Here is a 15,890-nt window from a genome sequence, read left to right as displayed (position 1 = left end):
ACAAGAGCAAGTTCAATGCGAATATGGGTCGGCTCAAAATGAGCAGCCGACTGATTCGCAAATAATATCAAACATAATACACTCCGATTCCCGACGGTGGGGATTGGGGTGTATTTGTGTTGTATGGGGTTTATTTAAAACGACCGTCTCATTATTGGAAGTTGACTTCCAATAATGAGACGGTCATGGTAAAATATGAAACGAAAATCCAATATAAGAGGAAGTAAAATGTATATAAGAAAAATGTACCTTGGTAAACTGATTGCATTTAAAGATACAGATTTCATCAAGGTGATTACAGGAGTTAGAAGATCGGGGAAGTCTGTGCTGTTGAAACAGTATATGGACTATATATTTTATCGTCGATAGTGGACTTAGAAATCAGGCAGTCAGTTATAAGGAAGGGAATAACGGGAACAGACTTGAGAATATTGTATTTTTAGAACTTGCAAGACGAGGATATACGATAGATGTTGTAAGGCTTGATGATAAGGAAATTGATTTTATGGCAAGAAAAAATCAAAGTATTGAATATTATCAGGTTACATATCAACTGCCGGCAAACTCACATGAAACGGATAATCTGCTGATGATCAAGGACAATTTCAAGAAGTTCGTTATAATAGGGAGGTATGAAGGTGTTGATAATATCAATGGTATAGAGATTAAATATATAGTGGATTGGCTATTAGAGGATTAAATTGACATGAGTCGCGGACTGTATATCTCAATGGGAGATACCGCTGAACGGATAGAATTTTAACGTTAAAATAGTTAAAATAAATATAGAACGGTTACCTTTTAGTTAAATAACTACATGCTTGCTGCTAAACATGTGAGTTGGCGAGCATGTTTTTTATTGTCTGAAGAGATTAATGAAATTATATGGCAATTTGTCAAAAAGGGTCTGTAACGTTCTTTGTGCTGTATGGATCTTGTACGGGATTTATTTTTCCTGTTGATACATTAGTAATCCGTATAATATACTTTCATAGTAAACGCATGAGCTATAGGGAGAGCATATGAACAGCTATTTGGACAGAATCAAGAATGTGTTGATGATTGCACTGATAATATCAGTGGCTGCGCAGATTAATATCGATGCGCCTCACGTAGCACCGGGCTTCGTGTTTGCGATTGATGTCATTGTTCTTGACGTGTTCATTTTCTGCTTTTTAGACAAATACACAGCGATGCAGATTGCGTTAATCTCTGCAGTCTTCTCTCCTACCTTTAGATTTATCACATCTATGAAGGCAGGTGTCAGTATGGTGGAAAATGCTGTTAACTGCTTTCCGGACGCAATCTTTTTCATAATATACGGAATCACCATATCTCTGTGTGTCAAGGCATACATGGGCAGGCGAATACCGCTGCTGAATTTCTGCATATCCGTTTTTCTTGCAGATTTTCTCGGCAACATAATTGAAGTTTACTTCATGTCCATAATAAGGGCGGATAACTTTGTTACCATGTACATGTTCAACACTTTGCTTGTTATTGCGCTGGCAAGAACGGGGATCTCGCTTTTTATTATTGTCACTATGGAATATTATATGCATGTGCAGACAGAGAGAGCACATAACCGAAAGATTCAGTTCATGGTCAATCAGAGCGTTACAATAGCGGACGAGATGCGCTTCATCCTCAACAACAAGGAGGATGTAGAACGGGTGCTCAAGGAAGCGTATGCGCTGCACACAGATATGAAGGACGCGGACATGCCGGAGGAGTTTACGAAGAGGGCGCTTGAAATTGCCCGTGGCACTCATGAGATCAAGGGCTGCTATCAGGAAATTCTGGATACTCTGGATAACCTCAACAGAAATGCTCACGGCGAACCGGACCTGCTGATGTCGGAAATTCTGAAATTCATGAAGAGTAACATCCTGAAGACTGCGGCGGCCAAGCACATGGACGTGGAATTTGAGATAGATCAGCGCATGGATTACAAGGTAAGCGAGAGCTATAAGACTATTTCAATCCTGCGAAACCTCACGGTTAACGCGCTGGAGGCGTTCGAGGGTTCGGATGGGAAGATTCGCGTTATGGTTGCGTGGTGTAGATACAGCAGTATTGGACCGTGCCATCGCATAGAGGTGGAGGATAACGGTCCAGGAATCGATGAAGCGGATATGGAGACAATATTCCTGCCGGGGTATTCAACCAAGATGAATATGGATACGGGCTTCGTGCAGCGTGGCCTGGGGCTGTCCTTGGTTCGCGACTATGTAGAAAATGATTTTGGCGGCAGGATAAGAGTTAAGAATAGAAAAGACGGTGGCACGAGGTTTGTAATCGAGATTCCGCCGAGTAAATTCGAGGAGGAGACAAGATGGATTTTTACATCCTAGACGACGATATAGCGGTAGTAAAAACCCTTAAGCATATAATCAGCGACAGAGAAATCGGTACGGTTGCGGGTTACAACACAGATGTTGAATGTGCAATCGCGGACATTCGTGAGGAGCGTCCGGAGATAATTATGGTCGACTTCATGATGAAGGAGATGGATGGGATAACGTTCATAAATGAGGTCAGGAGGTTTTACCCGGAAGCTGCATTTATCATGATCTCCAAACTGTCCGATAAGTCGCTGGTCAACAAGGCGTACGATGCGGGGGTCGAGTTTTTTGTCAGTAAGCCGGTCAATGTACTCGAGATAGAACGAGTAGCCAAGAATATAATCGAGCGCATCAAGCTCAAAAAGGTCGTAGATAACATCCAAAGCGCATTCATGGAGGTGGGAGACACCGATACGCACCGTCCATCGAGGCGTGATCATCAGCCGGACAAAAAGCAGAATTGGCTGGATATGATGTTCAGCTCGTTTGGAATTCTCGGCGAAAAAGGCACATATGATATCCGCAAGATATACGAGCGCATGGATAAGTGCAATGCCGGCTACTCTAAGAGGATACTCAGCGATGTAGCAGATGTTGAGGGAGATAGTGACAAGAACGTCGAACAGCGTGTCCGCAGAGCACTCAAGAAGGCTCTGGCCAATGTGGCAGCTGCCAAGATAGAGATGGTAGAGGATGATTCTCAGATCTATGCCAAGTATGTGTTTGACCACCTGTCTATCAAGATGGAAGTGAACTATCAGGAGGGGCGCGCTCCGGCAGGAGGCAGAGTCAGCATCGCCAAGTTCAGGACGGAATTATGGTCTACAGGGATTTTATTGAAGAGTAGGGATATCGACATATGCCGGTCCGAGATAGCGCATCCCCTATATGTAGGCCTTATGAATGCCCGGATTGAGTGTACCTCCTTTAAATTCCAAATAATATTATTTTCTCACAGAATGTTTATGAGGTTCTGTGAGTTTTTTTGAGTGCGCCCTGACAAGATAATAACGAAATTATTTCTAAATTTATTAAAGACAAGAAAGGAGTTGTCTTATGCAGAAGTCAGGTAGCGTTAAAGGTAAACTTTTACTACTATTCATCGCGGTTGCATGGGGAAGCTCAATGGTAGTCATCAAGGGCTCCACAGACTTTATCCCGCCGGGCATGCTGCTCGCGCTTCGTTTCACGATTGCGAGTATCATCCTGGCTATAATCTACCGCAAGCAGCTCAAGCTGATAGATAAGGACTACATCAAGGCAGGACTATTTATCGGCGTTTGCCTGTTCGGTGCATACTTTACGCAGACCATAGGAGTTATGCTGGAGATGCCCGGAAAGAGCCACTTCCTCTCATCCGCATACTGCGTATTCGTACCGTTTATAGGATGGCTGGTTCTCAGAGAGAGACCTAAGCTGTATCACATCGTAGCAGCTACAATGTGCGCAATCGGTATCATCTTTGTATCAGTTGCAGGTACCTTCAGCATCAGCTTTGGAGACAGCATCTCGATTCTCAGCTCGCTATTCTGGGCAGCTCAGATTATCGCAATCGCTAAGTGGGGTAAGGATAAGGATCCCGGAATCATCACTATGCTGCAGTTCATAGTGTCGGCGATCCTGGCATGGACATTTACGCTCACTCAGGAGACGGCGGGCAACGTACAGATCAACGGAGAGGTTGTATTTGGAGTTCTATATCTCGGTATTGTTTGCTCCGGATTGTGCTTCCTGTTCCAGACCATCTCCCAGAAGACAGAGTCGCCTACAAGCGTATCTATCATCCTCAGCTTCGAGAACATCTTCGGAATCATCTTCGGAATGGTGTTCTTCAACGAGCAGATGACAGTGAACAAGGCTATCGGATTTGTACTGATGTTCGCAGCTATCCTGATCGCGGAGCTGCAGCCTAGCTTCCTCAAGAGCAGGAAGGACAGAGAAAGAGAAGCTCGGGAGAAACTGGCATCATAAAATTCATAAACTGTACTTACAGAAATTAGACGTTATAATCAAAATCAGATATACAAGGAGGATATATTATGGCATTCGAACTAAGAAAATACACACATCCGGATTTCACAGAGCAGAAGTTTGTTGACTCGCCGGATTGCAGACTGGAGCCGGCACCGGTTGATGGAGTAGTTCCATTTGACTTCCACGCACTCAGCATCTTCCCGGAATACTTCAAGATAGACGGTAAGTGGCTCATGTGTGAAGAGAGCAGAATGGACACAGTTCCTGTATTTGACGGTGATAAGGTTCTCGCGCTCGAAGCTAGAAGAGTAAAGAAGGGCGAGCTCGTAGTCTGCGGACGTACAGAGTGCTGTGAAGAGGGAATCTACATGCACGCAGACGGTTTCAACGAGAATACCGGTGCAGCTGCAGATACATTCGCTTTCCGTACCGGCCGTTCCAGAGAGACAGCATTCTCCAAGGACTTCGATGAAATCGTTGAGCTGCTTAAGCACGAGAAGGATAACGGCAGAATCGTATGGGTTATGGGACCTGCTTTCTCATTCGATATCAAGGCTAGAAAGGCTCTTTCAGCGCTTATCTCTAACGGATATGCTCACGCAGTACTGGCCGGAAACGCTCTGGCATCCCACGATCTTGAGGGTGCATACATGAATACAGCTCTCGGTCAGAATATCTATACTCAGGAGAACGTGCACAACGGTCACTACAACCACCTCGACCTCATCAACAGAGTAAGAGCAGCCGGCTCAATGAAGGCCTTTGTGGAGCAGGAGAACCTTGACAACGGTGTCATGACAGCGGCTATCAAGAATGATGTGCCAATCGTGCTCGGCGGCTCAATTCGTGACGACGGTCCTCTTCCGGAGGTTCACGGAGACTGCTACGATGCGCAGGACGCCATGAGAGCTCACGTAAGCAAGGCTACCACAGTAATCACGATGGCTACAATGCTTCATTCGATCGCTGTCGGAAACATGACACCGAGCTTCAGGGTGCTTGAGGACGGAACAGTTCGTCAAACATACTTCTACGTATGCGACGCTTCCGAGTTCGTAGTTAACAAGCTGGCTGACAGAGGCTCCCTCTCTTCAAAGGGAATCATCACAAACGCTCAGGACTTCATCTGCAATATCGCTGATGGCCTGGGGCTGGAATACTAAGAGCAGCTGAGGTGCCCCGAGCAGTCCCGATGCGCAAGGAACGCCAAATGTTACAAATAATTTAGCACACTTAACACATTTAAATAATTGCAGGTGTGCCGACATTCCGTGAGCTTGCCGTAAGTTGCGGTGAAAAGCTGTCACACAGCGGTAATAAGGATAATAATTCGGCACACCGATCAGATTGCAATTATAGCAAGATAAGAACAAAATAACCGAAGAAGATAATTCCAAACATTCAGCAACCTGCAAAAATACTTGGTAAACTTAATTACTGCGACAACTGCGCATCAAATATCTGTTATAATATTCAACATACAGTGCACAGGAAGTGTACAATCGGCTATGAAAGGCGAACGGAATGGACATATTAGTAATTGATGCGCAAGGAGGCGGTATAGGTCGCCAGCTTGTGACCAAGCTGACGGAGAGGCTTCCGGAAGCGGAGATAGTAGCAGCCGGAACCAACAGTATGGCGACGAATGCCATGGTGAAGGCCGGAGCCAAGAGAGCGGCAACAGGAGAGAACGCTATAGGATTTTGCGCAGCAAGAGCACAGATTATCACCGGACCAATCGGTATTCTGGTAGCAAATGCGATGTTAGGCGAGATCACCCCGACTATAGCGGAAAGTGTCGGAACAAGCGAGGCATCCAAGGTGCTGGTTCCTACGGCGTATTGCAATGTTATGATTGCAGGTACAAAGGAGTTGCCGGTCAAAGAGTGCATTGAGGATGCAGTTGACAGAATAGTCAGGATGTACAGCAGAGGCAACAACTGAATAAAGCAATAACATTTAGCCATGCCACGAAGGCCGGAGTAGTTGCAGAAGCGACTATACCGGTCTTTTTGTAAGCGAATCCGGAGGAGTGAACGCAGAATTTATGGAAAAAGAGAGAGGACGCACAATTAAATATGTATTGGGCAGATTTGCCGAGATGCTGCTCATATTGCTGCTGCTCTCAATCATAGTGTTCGTCCTGTCGCGTCTATGTCCGGGGGATCCGCTCCGCGCCTGGTACGGAGATGGCGTGGACAGGATGAGTGTCGCCGAGAAGACGGCTGCTCGCGAGAGCCTCGGTTTAGACAAGCCGCTGCCGGTCCAGTATGGAAAGTGGCTGGGTGACCTGGCTCAGGGCAAGCTGGGACTGTCGTACAAGTATAAGAGACCGGTTGCGGAGGTGATCGGGGGAGTGCTGGGCAACACTGCATTATTTGGAGTAATAGCCTACGTGCTGACATTCGTGTTTGCATTCAGGCTCGGAAGAGCTTCGGCGGAGCGGGAAGGCACAAGGCTCGACAGATTTATTTGTAGGGCGGGCGTAGTATCGGGAAACATCCCTGTGTTCTTTTTGTCGCTGATATGCATACTGGTATTTGCAGTCTATCTACACATACTGCCGACCGGAGGGGCTTACTCGTACAATTCAGAGGGAGACCTTTTAGACAGACTCCGGCATCTCGTGTTGCCGGTATTTGTAATAGTTATAGGGCATCTGTGGTACTACTCGTACATGGTGCGTAATCTGCTGCTTGAGGAAATGCGCAAGGACTATGTGCTGCTGCTCAAGGCGGAGGGAATGCCGCGCACCGGGATTATCAGGAAGTACTGCATGAAGAATATTATGCCGCCGATGGTAACCATCATGGCTATCGCAGTTCCGCATCTCCTTGGCGGAACATATGTTGTCGAGATGGTCTTCGGATATCCGGGAATAGGCAAGCTGAGCTTCGAGAGTGCTCTGTATAAGGATTACAACATGCTGATGGCAACGACGCTGTTAACAGGTGCTGTTGTGGTAGTGTGTAATTATGTGGCGCAGATTGTCGGAGAGAGGCTCGATCCGAGGATGTGCCATGAGGAGGGCTCCTATGAATAGTAGAAAAAAGCCGAAGGCGGCTATCGCAATACTTATGGCGTCTGTTATTCTCAGCCTGCTCGCAAATGTAATCGCTCCATACGCCCCAAACTACATGAATTCAGATGTAATCGGGCAAGCGCCGTCGATGAGACATATATTTGGTACGGATAACATGGGACGAGACCTGCTGAGCCTCATCCTGTATGGTGGCAGAGCGAGCCTGATAATAGGCACACTGAGCGCTATGCTCTCGACATTCATAGCTTCGGTTTACGGAACCCTCAGCGGCATGTCCAACAGGCACATCGACAATCTGATGATGAAGGCGACAGACCTGTGTATGAGTATTCCGAATATCTTGTTGATTATCGTGCTTCAGGCTGTCTGGGGCAGGGCGACCTACAGTTCGCTCGCGTTGATAATCGGTATCACAAGCTGGATGCAGATGTCCAAGGTTATCAGGAGCGAAGTCAGGAGACTCAGGAAGAGCGAGTTTGTGTTGGCGGCAGAGCTGTACGGCGGCGGATTCTGGTATGTGCTGAGAAGGCATCTGTTTCCCAACTACTTCTCGTCCATAATGTTTATGGCGGTCAGCAACATAGGGTCAGCGATAATCGCCGAATCGACGCTCAGCTTCATGGGGCTCGGATTGCCTATATCCGAAGTTTCTTGGGGCAGTCTGATGTCGCTTTCTCAGGATGCGCTTCTGTCTGACCAGTGGTGGATGATTATCATCCCGGGCTGCGTGCTCATCAGCGTTCTAGTCTCGATAACCGAGATAGGGGAGTATGTACGGGAGCGTAACACCTCGAGGCATAGCAATATATAGCAATATATAGAGATATGGCTTTTGAAAACAGGCTGTTTTCTTCTTCGCATCTTTCTCGAGGTATAGCAATATATAGAGCTATAGTCGTATGATCGAGGTACGACAGAATACAATAGACAGCAACGCATATAGCAAGCTGCATTCGCAACGCGACGCGTAGCCCTTTGTCTCGGCTTTGAGCGCATGCAACACATATAGCAAGCTGCATGCGTAGCATACACGATATGCGAACGACGATATTTATATTTATTAACAGACACATTCGGACTTATTAGAAAGGCACTATACTTATGAGAAATTATTTAAGAAAGGCGGCAGTGATAGCTGCTGCGATTATCATGACATTCTCGCTTTCGGCTTGTGGCTCCAAGGCGGAGAAGGACGAAAACACCCTGGTATACGGTAGCCGGAACTACACGGCTATCAACCCGGCTCTGTATGAGCACGGCGAGATCAATTCACTTATATTCGCAGGACTTACGACGCACGATAAGGATAACAAGCTGGCTCCTGCGCTCGCAGAGAAGTGGGAATACGATGCACCATCACACACCTGGACATTCCATCTTAGGGACGGGCTAAAGTTCCACGACGGTAAGCCGCTTACCTCGGCAGATGTCAAGTTCACGCTAGAGGCAATTTTGGATAAAAAGAACAATTCGGAAATCGTTTCAAACTATCAGGATATAACCAAGATCGAGTGTCCGGACAAGAGGACTGTCAGGATTCAGTTGGGCAAGGAAAACGTAGCGTTTGCAGACTACATGACTATCGGAATTCTGCCTAAGCACCTGCTCAAGGGCAAGGAGCTCACAACGGACAAGTTCAACCGTAAGCCGGTTGGAGCGGGGCCTTACAAGCTGACCAAGTGGGATGAGGGGCAGAGCATAACTCTCGAGAAGTTCGACGGCTACTATGCAGGAAAGCCGCACATCAAGAAGATTGTATTCAAGATTGTTGAGGACAGCGATGCCAGACTGCTGCAGCTCAAATCCGGTGATCTCGATATGGCACAGATTGCACCTAAGCAGGCTAAGGCTCTGGCAAAGGACAGCAAGGATTTCAATATCTATCGTATGAATACAGCGGATTACCGTGCAATCGCATACAACTTCTCAGGCAGCAAGCTGTTCAAAGCTCATCCGGAGCTTGCGAATATTCTCAGCTATGGAATCGACAGAGATGCAATCATCAAGAGTGCACTTCTCGGAGAGGGTCAACCGGCCTATTCTCCAATTCAGAAGAATAGGTTTAACAATTCCGCTATTGAGAAGTTTGAGTATAATCCGGACAAGATGGAGCAGCTCCTGCAGCAGGCAGGCTGGTCCAAGAACAAGGATGGAATTTACGAGAAGAACGGCACTAAGCTGAAATTCACCATCAACGCAATGGCTGACGACAAGGTACGCGTGGATATGGCGAAGCTTTGTGCAGAGCAGCTCAAGGCACGTGGCGTAGACGCTACAGCAGAATCCAAGAAGGAACTGGATTGGAAGGGTCAGGACGCTTGTATCATCGGATGGGGAAGCCCGTTTGACGCAGACGATCACACCTACAAGATCTTCACCTCAGAGGCGGGCGACAACTATACAGGATACGCAAACCCTGCAGTTGATAAAGACCTGGCGAGTGCAAGAGCTACGACCAGCGATGCCGAGAGACAGAAGTATTACTCTCAGTTCCTCACACATATGACGCAGAAGATGCCATACTCGTTCATCGCATACATCGATGCGGATTACGCAGTGAAGAAAAATATCAGCGGAATCACCAGGGAGACAATGCTCGGACACCACGGCGTCGGCATCTTCCGGAACGTCGCAGATTGGAAATTGGAGAAATAGCGGCAGATGACAGGAAATAGAAGTAACAGAAAGCTGCTTAATATTGAGGAGTTCAAAATGTGCTTCGACGGGGAGCATGGAGCTGTTCACGCTGTGCAGGACGTCTCTCTGGCGGTCAACTCCGGTGAGATTGTGGCTATTGTCGGCGAGTCGGGCTCCGGCAAGACTGCGCTCTGCTTCTCGATTCTCATGCTGCATGCGCACAATGCGCGTTACCTGTCCGGCCGCATCGAGCTGTGCGGACACAATGTGCTGGAGATGTCGGAGCGGGAGCTCGAGCACGTGAGGGGAGAACTGGCTTCGATGGTATTCCAGGACCCGCTAAATTCGCTCGACCCTGTCAGAACCATAGGCGAGCAAATTATCGCTCCTATGCAGATACACGACGGAATCAAGCTCTCCGGTATCCGCAGAGATAAAGATATAGCTGCTTATGAACGGCGGGCAGCGGAGCTGCTCCGCGATATGGATATGGACGATGCAGAAGCGTATCTCAATTGCTATCCGCACCAACTGTCAGGGGGACAGCGCCAGAGGGTAGCAATTGCAGTAGCTTTGGCCTGCGATCCTCAACTGATAATTGCAGACGAACCGACAACTGCGCTGGATCCTGATACGCAGAGCCAGATAATCTCACTGCTTAAGAGGATTGCCGCAGATAGAGGCAAAGGTATACTGTTTGTTACTCACGACTTGGGACTTGCACGCGGACTTGCTTCGCGGATCTTTGTAATGAAGGACGGCAAGGTCATCGAGTCGGGAGACACGGAACAGATATTTGAGAATCCGCAGCAGGAATATACGCAGGCTCTAGTACGCTATTCGAGGTACGGCAATAAGGACAGCCACTATCACGGACATCGAGCGCAAACCGCCAGTCAATTCGCAGAAGCGTATGGGAAGAAGGACAGTTACTATCACGAATATAGCGAGGACAGTGGTAGCAGGAGGGAGCAAGCGGAGCAGGCAGATACAATCGTGCAGGTAAGGGACGTCGATATGACGTACAAGACCGGAACCCACGGAGTCAGGAAGGTGCTGGACAGGTTCTCTATGGAAGTAATGAGAGGGGAGATACTCGGGCTTGTCGGCAAGTCGGGCTGCGGTAAATCCACTCTTGCGAGGATAATTATGGGACTCGTGAGACCGACAGGTGGCGAGGTGGGATTTGGAAGCGACGGCACAGACAGAAGGGATTCGATAAATGCTCAGATGATATTTCAGGACTCTGCATCGGCGTTTAATCCGCGCATGACCCTCGAGCAGATCATCTCTGAACCGCTGGTAATTGCCCGTATTGGGAACAGGGCGGAAAGACTTGAGAGAGTCTCGAAGGTGATGACTCAGGTGCATCTGGATATCGGGCTCATGAAGAGGCATCCATACGATGTATCGGGTGGACAGCGCCAGAGGGCAGCCATTGCAAGAGCTTTGATCACAGATCCGGAGTTCATAATTGCGGATGAACCGCTGTCGTCGCTGGATGTACCGACGCAGGCGGAGATAGTTCATCTGTTGAGGGAGCTTCACGATGAGAGACGGTTGACAATGATACTGATCTCGCATGATATCCCTATGGTGGAGCATGTATGCGACAGGATCATAGATATGGAGGCCGTTTAAGATATTGAAAATCTTGAGAAGGCCGGAGAAAGAGAGTAGAGGAAATGGGACTTACGGAAATAGAGATCAGGAAGGAAAATAATCTGAAGAGATACATCGCAGGCCTTGGCAGCCTTGCAGTTGCCTTCTCCGGCGGTGTCGATTCGACATATCTGGCCAAGGTGGCGCACGATGTGTTGGGTGACAGGATGATTGCAATTACAGCGCAGTCCGGATCGTTCCCAAGGAAGGATACCGATGAAGCTGTAGAATTCTGCAGAGGGCGGGGAATCCGCCAGATTGTTGTGAAGACCAATGAGCTCGAGCTTGAGGGCTTCAGAGAGAATCCGGCAGATCGCTGCTACATCTGCAAGACGGGGATTTTTACGCAGCTCAAGGCTAAGGCCGGGGAGCTGGGCATAGCCTACGTTGCAGATGGTTCAAATGCAGATGACAAGGGAGATTATCGGCCCGGGCTCAGAGCTCTCCGAGAGCTGGATGTCAAGAGCCCGCTCATGGAGACCGGACTCACTAAGCAGGAGATCTGCGACCTCTCGCAGGCGCACGGCCTCCCTACATGGAATAAGCCGTCCGCCGCTTGTCTCGCCTCGAGATTTGCATACGGCGAGACAATTACGCGCGAGAAACTGGCTATGGTGGAGCAGGCGGAGCGCGTTCTGGACAGATATGGATTCATACAGGTGCGCGTCCGCATGCACGGCGACAATCTCGCGCGTATAGAGGTCGCACCGGCAGAGTTGGAGAGACTGCTGTCTCTCGGCTCAGAGATTTCCGCCAAGTTCAAAGGCATCGGATTTGTATATGTTACGATGGATATGCTTGGCTACAGGGTAGGCAGCATGAATGAGGTATTGAAGTAAATCAGTCATCCGGGGAGCAAATGAATCTGTCCGGTAGGGAGCAGCTTAAAGCTCTCTGCTGATTGACTTCAAGCAAATATTTATTATAGAAAACAGGTAAACGAGATGAATATCACAGAAATACTAGACAGCTATAAGGCCGGCGAACTGGACTTGTCTGAAGCCGAAAAGCTGATTAAACACAATGATTACGATGAGATGGGCTTTGCCAAGCTGGATACTCAGCGTGAGAAGCGATCCGGCTTTCCGGAGGTAATCTTCTGCGCCGGTAAGGCAGATGATTACCTGGTGTCGATTTACCGGAGAATGGTCGCTAACGACGGCTGTGCCCTCGGTACTCGGGCGAATCCGGAGCAGGCGGCGCTGATTATGGAGTCTATTCCGGAGGCGACGTATGATCCTGTCTCGCGGATTCTCAAGGTGGAGCCTGCCGGCGGCTACAAGAGAACCGGCACCGGAGGTATCGTTGCTGTCTGCAGCGCAGGCACTGCCGATATCGCAGTCGCTGAGGAGGCCGCTCAGACTGCAGAATACTTTGGTGCTGATGTACTGAGGTTTTACGATATCGGGGTAAGCGGAATTCATAGGCTGCTGTCCAAGGTGGAGGAAATCCGCACTGCAGACGCGGTAATCGCCGTCGCAGGCATGGAAGGCGCCCTGCCGACAGTGCTGGGCGGTCTTGTCAGGAACCCTGTAATAGCAGTGCCTACATCTGTAGGCTATGGGGCAAATTTTCATGGGTTATCCGCACTTATCACGATGATCAACTCGTGTGCTAACGGAATCGCAGTCGTAAACATTGATAACGGCTACGGTGCGGGCTATATCGCAACCCAGATAGGCAGATTGGCAGCCGTAGGTCGCTAGCTGCGAGTTAAGTATATGCTTACGGTAAGGTTATTAAGGGGCACATATATGAGGTTAAGTGGCAGGCTGCGAGTTAAGTATATGCTTGCGACACGGTCGAATAGCAGGTACTATATATTGTGTTCTGAGGTCGGAGCAGTGCGGTGTGACGAGTTTTGCTTTACCGGAGGGACAGTCAAATGGTGCGCAGCACTTGAATTTTGGCGAAAAATAAGTATAATAGAGCAGCATGGCTTGAATTCGCAAGCCATATCCTGCACCGCAAGGTGCCGTAGGCCATAGGAGGTGAAAACATGAGAGATTATGAAGTAATGTTCATTCTTGACCCAACTCTGGATGAGGAGGCTAAGAACTCCATGATCGAGACCGTTAAGAGCATCATCAACGAAGATGGTGAGGCTGGCGAAGCTGATGTATGGGGCAACAGAAAGCTTGCTTATCAGATTGAGAAGAAGAAAGAGGGATTCTACGTAGTTCTTCCTTTCAAGTCCGGCACAGAGCTGCCTAAGGAACTCGACAGAAGACTCAGAATTTCCGACAATGTTATGAGACATATCATTGTTTGCCAAGACGAGAAATAAGTCAGGAGGTAAGCTATGAACAGCGTTATATTGATCGGAAGATTGACCAGAGATCCGGAGCTGACTTACACACCTAACAACCAGACAGCTGTTACGCATTTCAGCATTGCAGTTGACAGACCGGGTTCGCAGGGACGTGAGAGACAGGCTGATTTCATCAGAATCACTGTTTTCGGCAAGCAGGCTGAGAACTGTGACAGATATCTTAGCAAGGGTCGTCAGGTCGCAGTCAACGGTAGAATTCAGACGGGAAGCTACAAGAACAGAGAAGGACAGACTGTATACACGACAGACGTAATCGCTAACAACGTCGAGTTCCTCGGCGGTGGTAACAGCGGTGGCGGCAATAATTCCGGATACAGTCGCAGAGCTGAGAGTGAGCCAAGCAGTCACAATGATAGCTTCAGCTCACCAATGGAGCCTTCGATGCCTGATTCATTTGAGGCAACTGAAGAGGACATCCCGTTCTAAACATCTTGAGAAAGGAGTACAAGTCGAATGGAGAACAGCAAGAGGCGCGGCGGCATGAGAAGAAGAAAGGTATGCCAGTTCTGCGCGGATAAGGATAAGAAAATCGATTACAAGGATGTGGAGACTCTTAAGAAGTACACTACAGAGAGAGGTAAGATTCTTCCCAGAAGAGTAACCGGTACATGCGCAATGCACCAGAGGGCAGTTACATCTGCTATCAAGAGAGCTCGTGTAGTAGCTCTAATGCCTTTCGATTCTGAAATCGAATAATATTTTTATACGGTTATATGGCTCTTCGCTATGCGGAGAGCTTTTTACATATGGGAATGACAGCGGGAGATGCGAAACCGAGTTTGAAACATTATTATAATGTGTATGTATTTAATGCTGATAACATTTAGACTATGATAATGAATATGGAGGAGATAATGGCAGAGAAGCTTGTAAATACCGAAATTAGCGAATATATAGAGGTGCTTAGCTCCGAAGCACCGGCTCCGGGCGGCGGGGCTGTAGCTGCTCTGACGGCGGCTCAGGGGGCGGCCCTGATTGTGATGGTGGCGAACCTCACAATTGGTAAGAAGAAATATGCAGAATACGAGGAGCTGAATATCGGGGCTAGAGATGAGGCAAGGACATATCTTGAGCAATTAATGAAGGGTGTCGACGAGGATAAGGAAGCCTTCGAGCAGGTATCGAAGGCTTACAGCATGGCTAAGCAGACCGATTCGGAGAAGGCGGCGCGCAGGGAGGCGATTGCCATCGCCTCCGTCGGCGCAGCCGACGCCCCGCTCAAGCTCATGAGAGCGGGCGTCTGCGCGCTCAGGCTTGCAGCCGATATGATTGGCAAATCAAATGCGAATTTGGTCAGCGATCTGTATGTGGCAGCCCTGAATCTCAATGCCGGAGTGCAGGCCGCAAGCTACAACGTGGCAGCCAACATCCCGTATATAGCTGACCGTGAACTGGCAGCAAGCTGGGGGGCAGAAGCCGGGGAGCTGGCAGGAGCGGCAGCAGAACTGGCGGGACAGATATTAGATGCCGGCAATTAGCAGAGGACAGTCCCGCAACAGAGAGCGGCTGTAGCTTGCAGCTGTTGATATATAATACATACATATATGCAGAGTTGAAAAACGGGCTGCCCAAAAAGCGTGACAAAACATCTTGAATTATAGTTAACTTTTCACATATTCTTCACACAAATCCGTGGAACTCCTGCTATAATCCTAATTGTTCAATGAGGTTTGTTATTCTAATACAAACTTTCCTTCTTTTATTGAATACACACACACTACACGAAAGGGATGCGTAAGCGTCCTTTTCGTGTTTTTTGCTATTTTCCCGGCGTAACCGAATCAGTTCGGCTTATAGGACAAAAAACGTGTTACAAAACCGCTATAGCCATTGAAATTTCAATGGCTATAGCGGTTTTATCTTTTTTGAAAGAAGATAGAGGGTGGACAAAAAACGT

17 protein-coding genes are annotated in these 15,890 nt (G+C 48.2%); all 17 read left to right on the top strand.

Annotation, left to right across the window (positions count from 1 at the left end):
* The first annotated feature begins 228 nt into the window (after nt 1-228).
* The 17 genes from HMPREF0581_RS08260 (at nt 229) to HMPREF0581_RS03260 (ending at nt 15,471) form a co-directional block, all read left to right on the top strand.
* Nucleotides 229-369 (top strand): ATPase, encoded by a 141-nt coding sequence (locus HMPREF0581_RS08260; RefSeq protein ID WP_051426913.1) that lies wholly within the window; start codon nt 229-231, stop codon nt 367-369.
* A 136-nt stretch (nt 370-505) separates the two neighbouring features.
* Nucleotides 506-700: a hypothetical protein gene (locus HMPREF0581_RS08255; protein ID WP_051426912.1), complete on the top strand. Its 195-nt coding sequence runs from the start codon at nt 506-508 to the stop codon at nt 698-700.
* 322 nt (nt 701-1,022) lie between these two features.
* Nucleotides 1,023-2,354, top strand: coding sequence for a sensor histidine kinase (locus HMPREF0581_RS03330; protein WP_036380471.1), 1,332 nt, complete (start codon nt 1,023-1,025; stop codon nt 2,352-2,354).
* The gene (locus HMPREF0581_RS03325) at nt 2,336-3,334 is read left to right on the top strand and encodes a response regulator (protein WP_036380469.1); all 999 of its coding nucleotides are present in this window, start codon (nt 2,336-2,338) and stop codon (nt 3,332-3,334) included. Before HMPREF0581_RS03330 ends, HMPREF0581_RS03325 begins: the two co-directional genes overlap by 19 nt.
* A gap of 67 nt (nt 3,335-3,401) precedes the next feature.
* A complete protein-coding gene (locus tag HMPREF0581_RS03320; protein ID WP_036380467.1) occupies nt 3,402-4,316 on the top strand; it encodes a DMT family transporter in 915 nt (304 codons plus the stop codon).
* 68 nt (nt 4,317-4,384) lie between these two features.
* Nucleotides 4,385-5,482 (top strand): putative NPN-dependent ornithine cyclodeaminase, encoded by a 1,098-nt coding sequence (locus HMPREF0581_RS03315; RefSeq protein ID WP_009643402.1) that lies wholly within the window; start codon nt 4,385-4,387, stop codon nt 5,480-5,482.
* A 361-nt stretch (nt 5,483-5,843) separates the two neighbouring features.
* The gene (locus tag HMPREF0581_RS03310; RefSeq protein WP_036380465.1) at nt 5,844-6,263 is read left to right on the top strand and encodes a DUF3842 family protein; all 420 of its coding nucleotides are present in this window, start codon (nt 5,844-5,846) and stop codon (nt 6,261-6,263) included.
* A gap of 103 nt (nt 6,264-6,366) precedes the next feature.
* Complete coding sequence (locus tag HMPREF0581_RS03305; RefSeq protein ID WP_084645331.1) at nt 6,367-7,362, top strand: ABC transporter permease; 996 nt, start codon at nt 6,367-6,369, stop codon at nt 7,360-7,362.
* Nucleotides 7,355-8,173, top strand: a complete 819-nt coding sequence (locus HMPREF0581_RS03300) for an ABC transporter permease (RefSeq protein ID WP_036380463.1) — start codon at nt 7,355-7,357, stop codon at nt 8,171-8,173. The genes HMPREF0581_RS03305 and HMPREF0581_RS03300 overlap by 8 nt, the downstream gene beginning before the upstream one ends.
* A 290-nt stretch (nt 8,174-8,463) precedes the next feature.
* Nucleotides 8,464-10,017, top strand: coding sequence for an ABC transporter substrate-binding protein (locus HMPREF0581_RS03295; protein ID WP_009643468.1), 1,554 nt, complete (start codon nt 8,464-8,466; stop codon nt 10,015-10,017).
* 6 nt (nt 10,018-10,023) lie between these two features.
* Nucleotides 10,024-11,640: an ATP-binding cassette domain-containing protein gene (locus HMPREF0581_RS03290; RefSeq protein ID WP_036380461.1), complete on the top strand. Its 1,617-nt coding sequence runs from the start codon at nt 10,024-10,026 to the stop codon at nt 11,638-11,640.
* Between the two features lie 44 nt (nt 11,641-11,684).
* The gene (larE, locus tag HMPREF0581_RS03285) at nt 11,685-12,500 is read left to right on the top strand and encodes an ATP-dependent sacrificial sulfur transferase LarE (RefSeq protein ID WP_036380459.1); all 816 of its coding nucleotides are present in this window, start codon (nt 11,685-11,687) and stop codon (nt 12,498-12,500) included.
* 105 nt (nt 12,501-12,605) lie between these two features.
* Nucleotides 12,606-13,367, top strand: a complete 762-nt coding sequence (gene larB / locus HMPREF0581_RS03280) for a nickel pincer cofactor biosynthesis protein LarB (RefSeq protein ID WP_036380457.1) — start codon at nt 12,606-12,608, stop codon at nt 13,365-13,367.
* Between the two features lie 293 nt (nt 13,368-13,660).
* Nucleotides 13,661-13,948 carry a 30S ribosomal protein S6 gene (gene rpsF / locus HMPREF0581_RS03275; protein WP_036380455.1) on the top strand — a complete coding sequence of 96 codons (288 nt, stop codon included), beginning with the start codon at nt 13,661-13,663 and terminating at the stop codon, nt 13,946-13,948.
* Between the two features lie 15 nt (nt 13,949-13,963).
* Nucleotides 13,964-14,419, top strand: coding sequence for a single-stranded DNA-binding protein (locus HMPREF0581_RS03270; RefSeq protein WP_009643457.1), 456 nt, complete (start codon nt 13,964-13,966; stop codon nt 14,417-14,419).
* A gap of 27 nt (nt 14,420-14,446) precedes the next feature.
* Nucleotides 14,447-14,689, top strand: a complete 243-nt coding sequence (gene rpsR, locus HMPREF0581_RS03265) for a 30S ribosomal protein S18 (protein ID WP_009643353.1) — start codon at nt 14,447-14,449, stop codon at nt 14,687-14,689.
* A gap of 158 nt (nt 14,690-14,847) precedes the next feature.
* Nucleotides 14,848-15,471: a cyclodeaminase/cyclohydrolase family protein gene (locus tag HMPREF0581_RS03260; protein ID WP_051426911.1), complete on the top strand. Its 624-nt coding sequence runs from the start codon at nt 14,848-14,850 to the stop codon at nt 15,469-15,471.
* Nucleotides 15,472-15,890 lie beyond the last annotated feature (419 nt).

The sequence above is a fragment of the Mogibacterium timidum ATCC 33093 genome (assembly GCF_000525775.1).
GTDB classification, from domain to species: Bacteria; Bacillota; Clostridia; order Peptostreptococcales; family Anaerovoracaceae; genus Mogibacterium; species Mogibacterium timidum.
Note: the sequence above shows the minus strand (reverse complement) of the source record. Positions and strands in the feature narration are given on the sequence as shown.

Bases quoted from the DNA above. Each gene is read 5' to 3' on its own strand.
- HMPREF0581_RS08260 (WP_051426913.1), top strand. From the start codon at position 229: ATGTATATAAGAAAAATGTACCTTGGTAAACTGATTGCATTTAAAGAT.
- HMPREF0581_RS08255 (WP_051426912.1), top strand. From the start codon at position 506: ATGGCAAGAAAAAATCAAAGTATTGAATATTATCAGGTTACATATCAA.
- HMPREF0581_RS03330 (WP_036380471.1), top strand. From the start codon at position 1,023: ATGAACAGCTATTTGGACAGAATCAAGAATGTGTTGATGATTGCACTG.
- HMPREF0581_RS03325 (WP_036380469.1), top strand. From the start codon at position 2,336: ATGGATTTTTACATCCTAGACGACGATATAGCGGTAGTAAAAACCCTT.
- HMPREF0581_RS03320 (WP_036380467.1), top strand. From the start codon at position 3,402: ATGCAGAAGTCAGGTAGCGTTAAAGGTAAACTTTTACTACTATTCATC.
- HMPREF0581_RS03315 (WP_009643402.1), top strand. From the start codon at position 4,385: ATGGCATTCGAACTAAGAAAATACACACATCCGGATTTCACAGAGCAG.
- HMPREF0581_RS03310 (WP_036380465.1), top strand. From the start codon at position 5,844: ATGGACATATTAGTAATTGATGCGCAAGGAGGCGGTATAGGTCGCCAG.
- HMPREF0581_RS03305 (WP_084645331.1), top strand. From the start codon at position 6,367: ATGGAAAAAGAGAGAGGACGCACAATTAAATATGTATTGGGCAGATTT.
- HMPREF0581_RS03300 (WP_036380463.1), top strand. From the start codon at position 7,355: ATGAATAGTAGAAAAAAGCCGAAGGCGGCTATCGCAATACTTATGGCG.
- HMPREF0581_RS03295 (WP_009643468.1), top strand. From the start codon at position 8,464: ATGAGAAATTATTTAAGAAAGGCGGCAGTGATAGCTGCTGCGATTATC.
- HMPREF0581_RS03290 (WP_036380461.1), top strand. From the start codon at position 10,024: ATGACAGGAAATAGAAGTAACAGAAAGCTGCTTAATATTGAGGAGTTC.
- larE (WP_036380459.1), top strand. From the start codon at position 11,685: ATGGGACTTACGGAAATAGAGATCAGGAAGGAAAATAATCTGAAGAGA.
- larB (WP_036380457.1), top strand. From the start codon at position 12,606: ATGAATATCACAGAAATACTAGACAGCTATAAGGCCGGCGAACTGGAC.
- rpsF (WP_036380455.1), top strand. From the start codon at position 13,661: ATGAGAGATTATGAAGTAATGTTCATTCTTGACCCAACTCTGGATGAG.
- HMPREF0581_RS03270 (WP_009643457.1), top strand. From the start codon at position 13,964: ATGAACAGCGTTATATTGATCGGAAGATTGACCAGAGATCCGGAGCTG.
- rpsR (WP_009643353.1), top strand. From the start codon at position 14,447: ATGGAGAACAGCAAGAGGCGCGGCGGCATGAGAAGAAGAAAGGTATGC.
- HMPREF0581_RS03260 (WP_051426911.1), top strand. From the start codon at position 14,848: ATGGCAGAGAAGCTTGTAAATACCGAAATTAGCGAATATATAGAGGTG.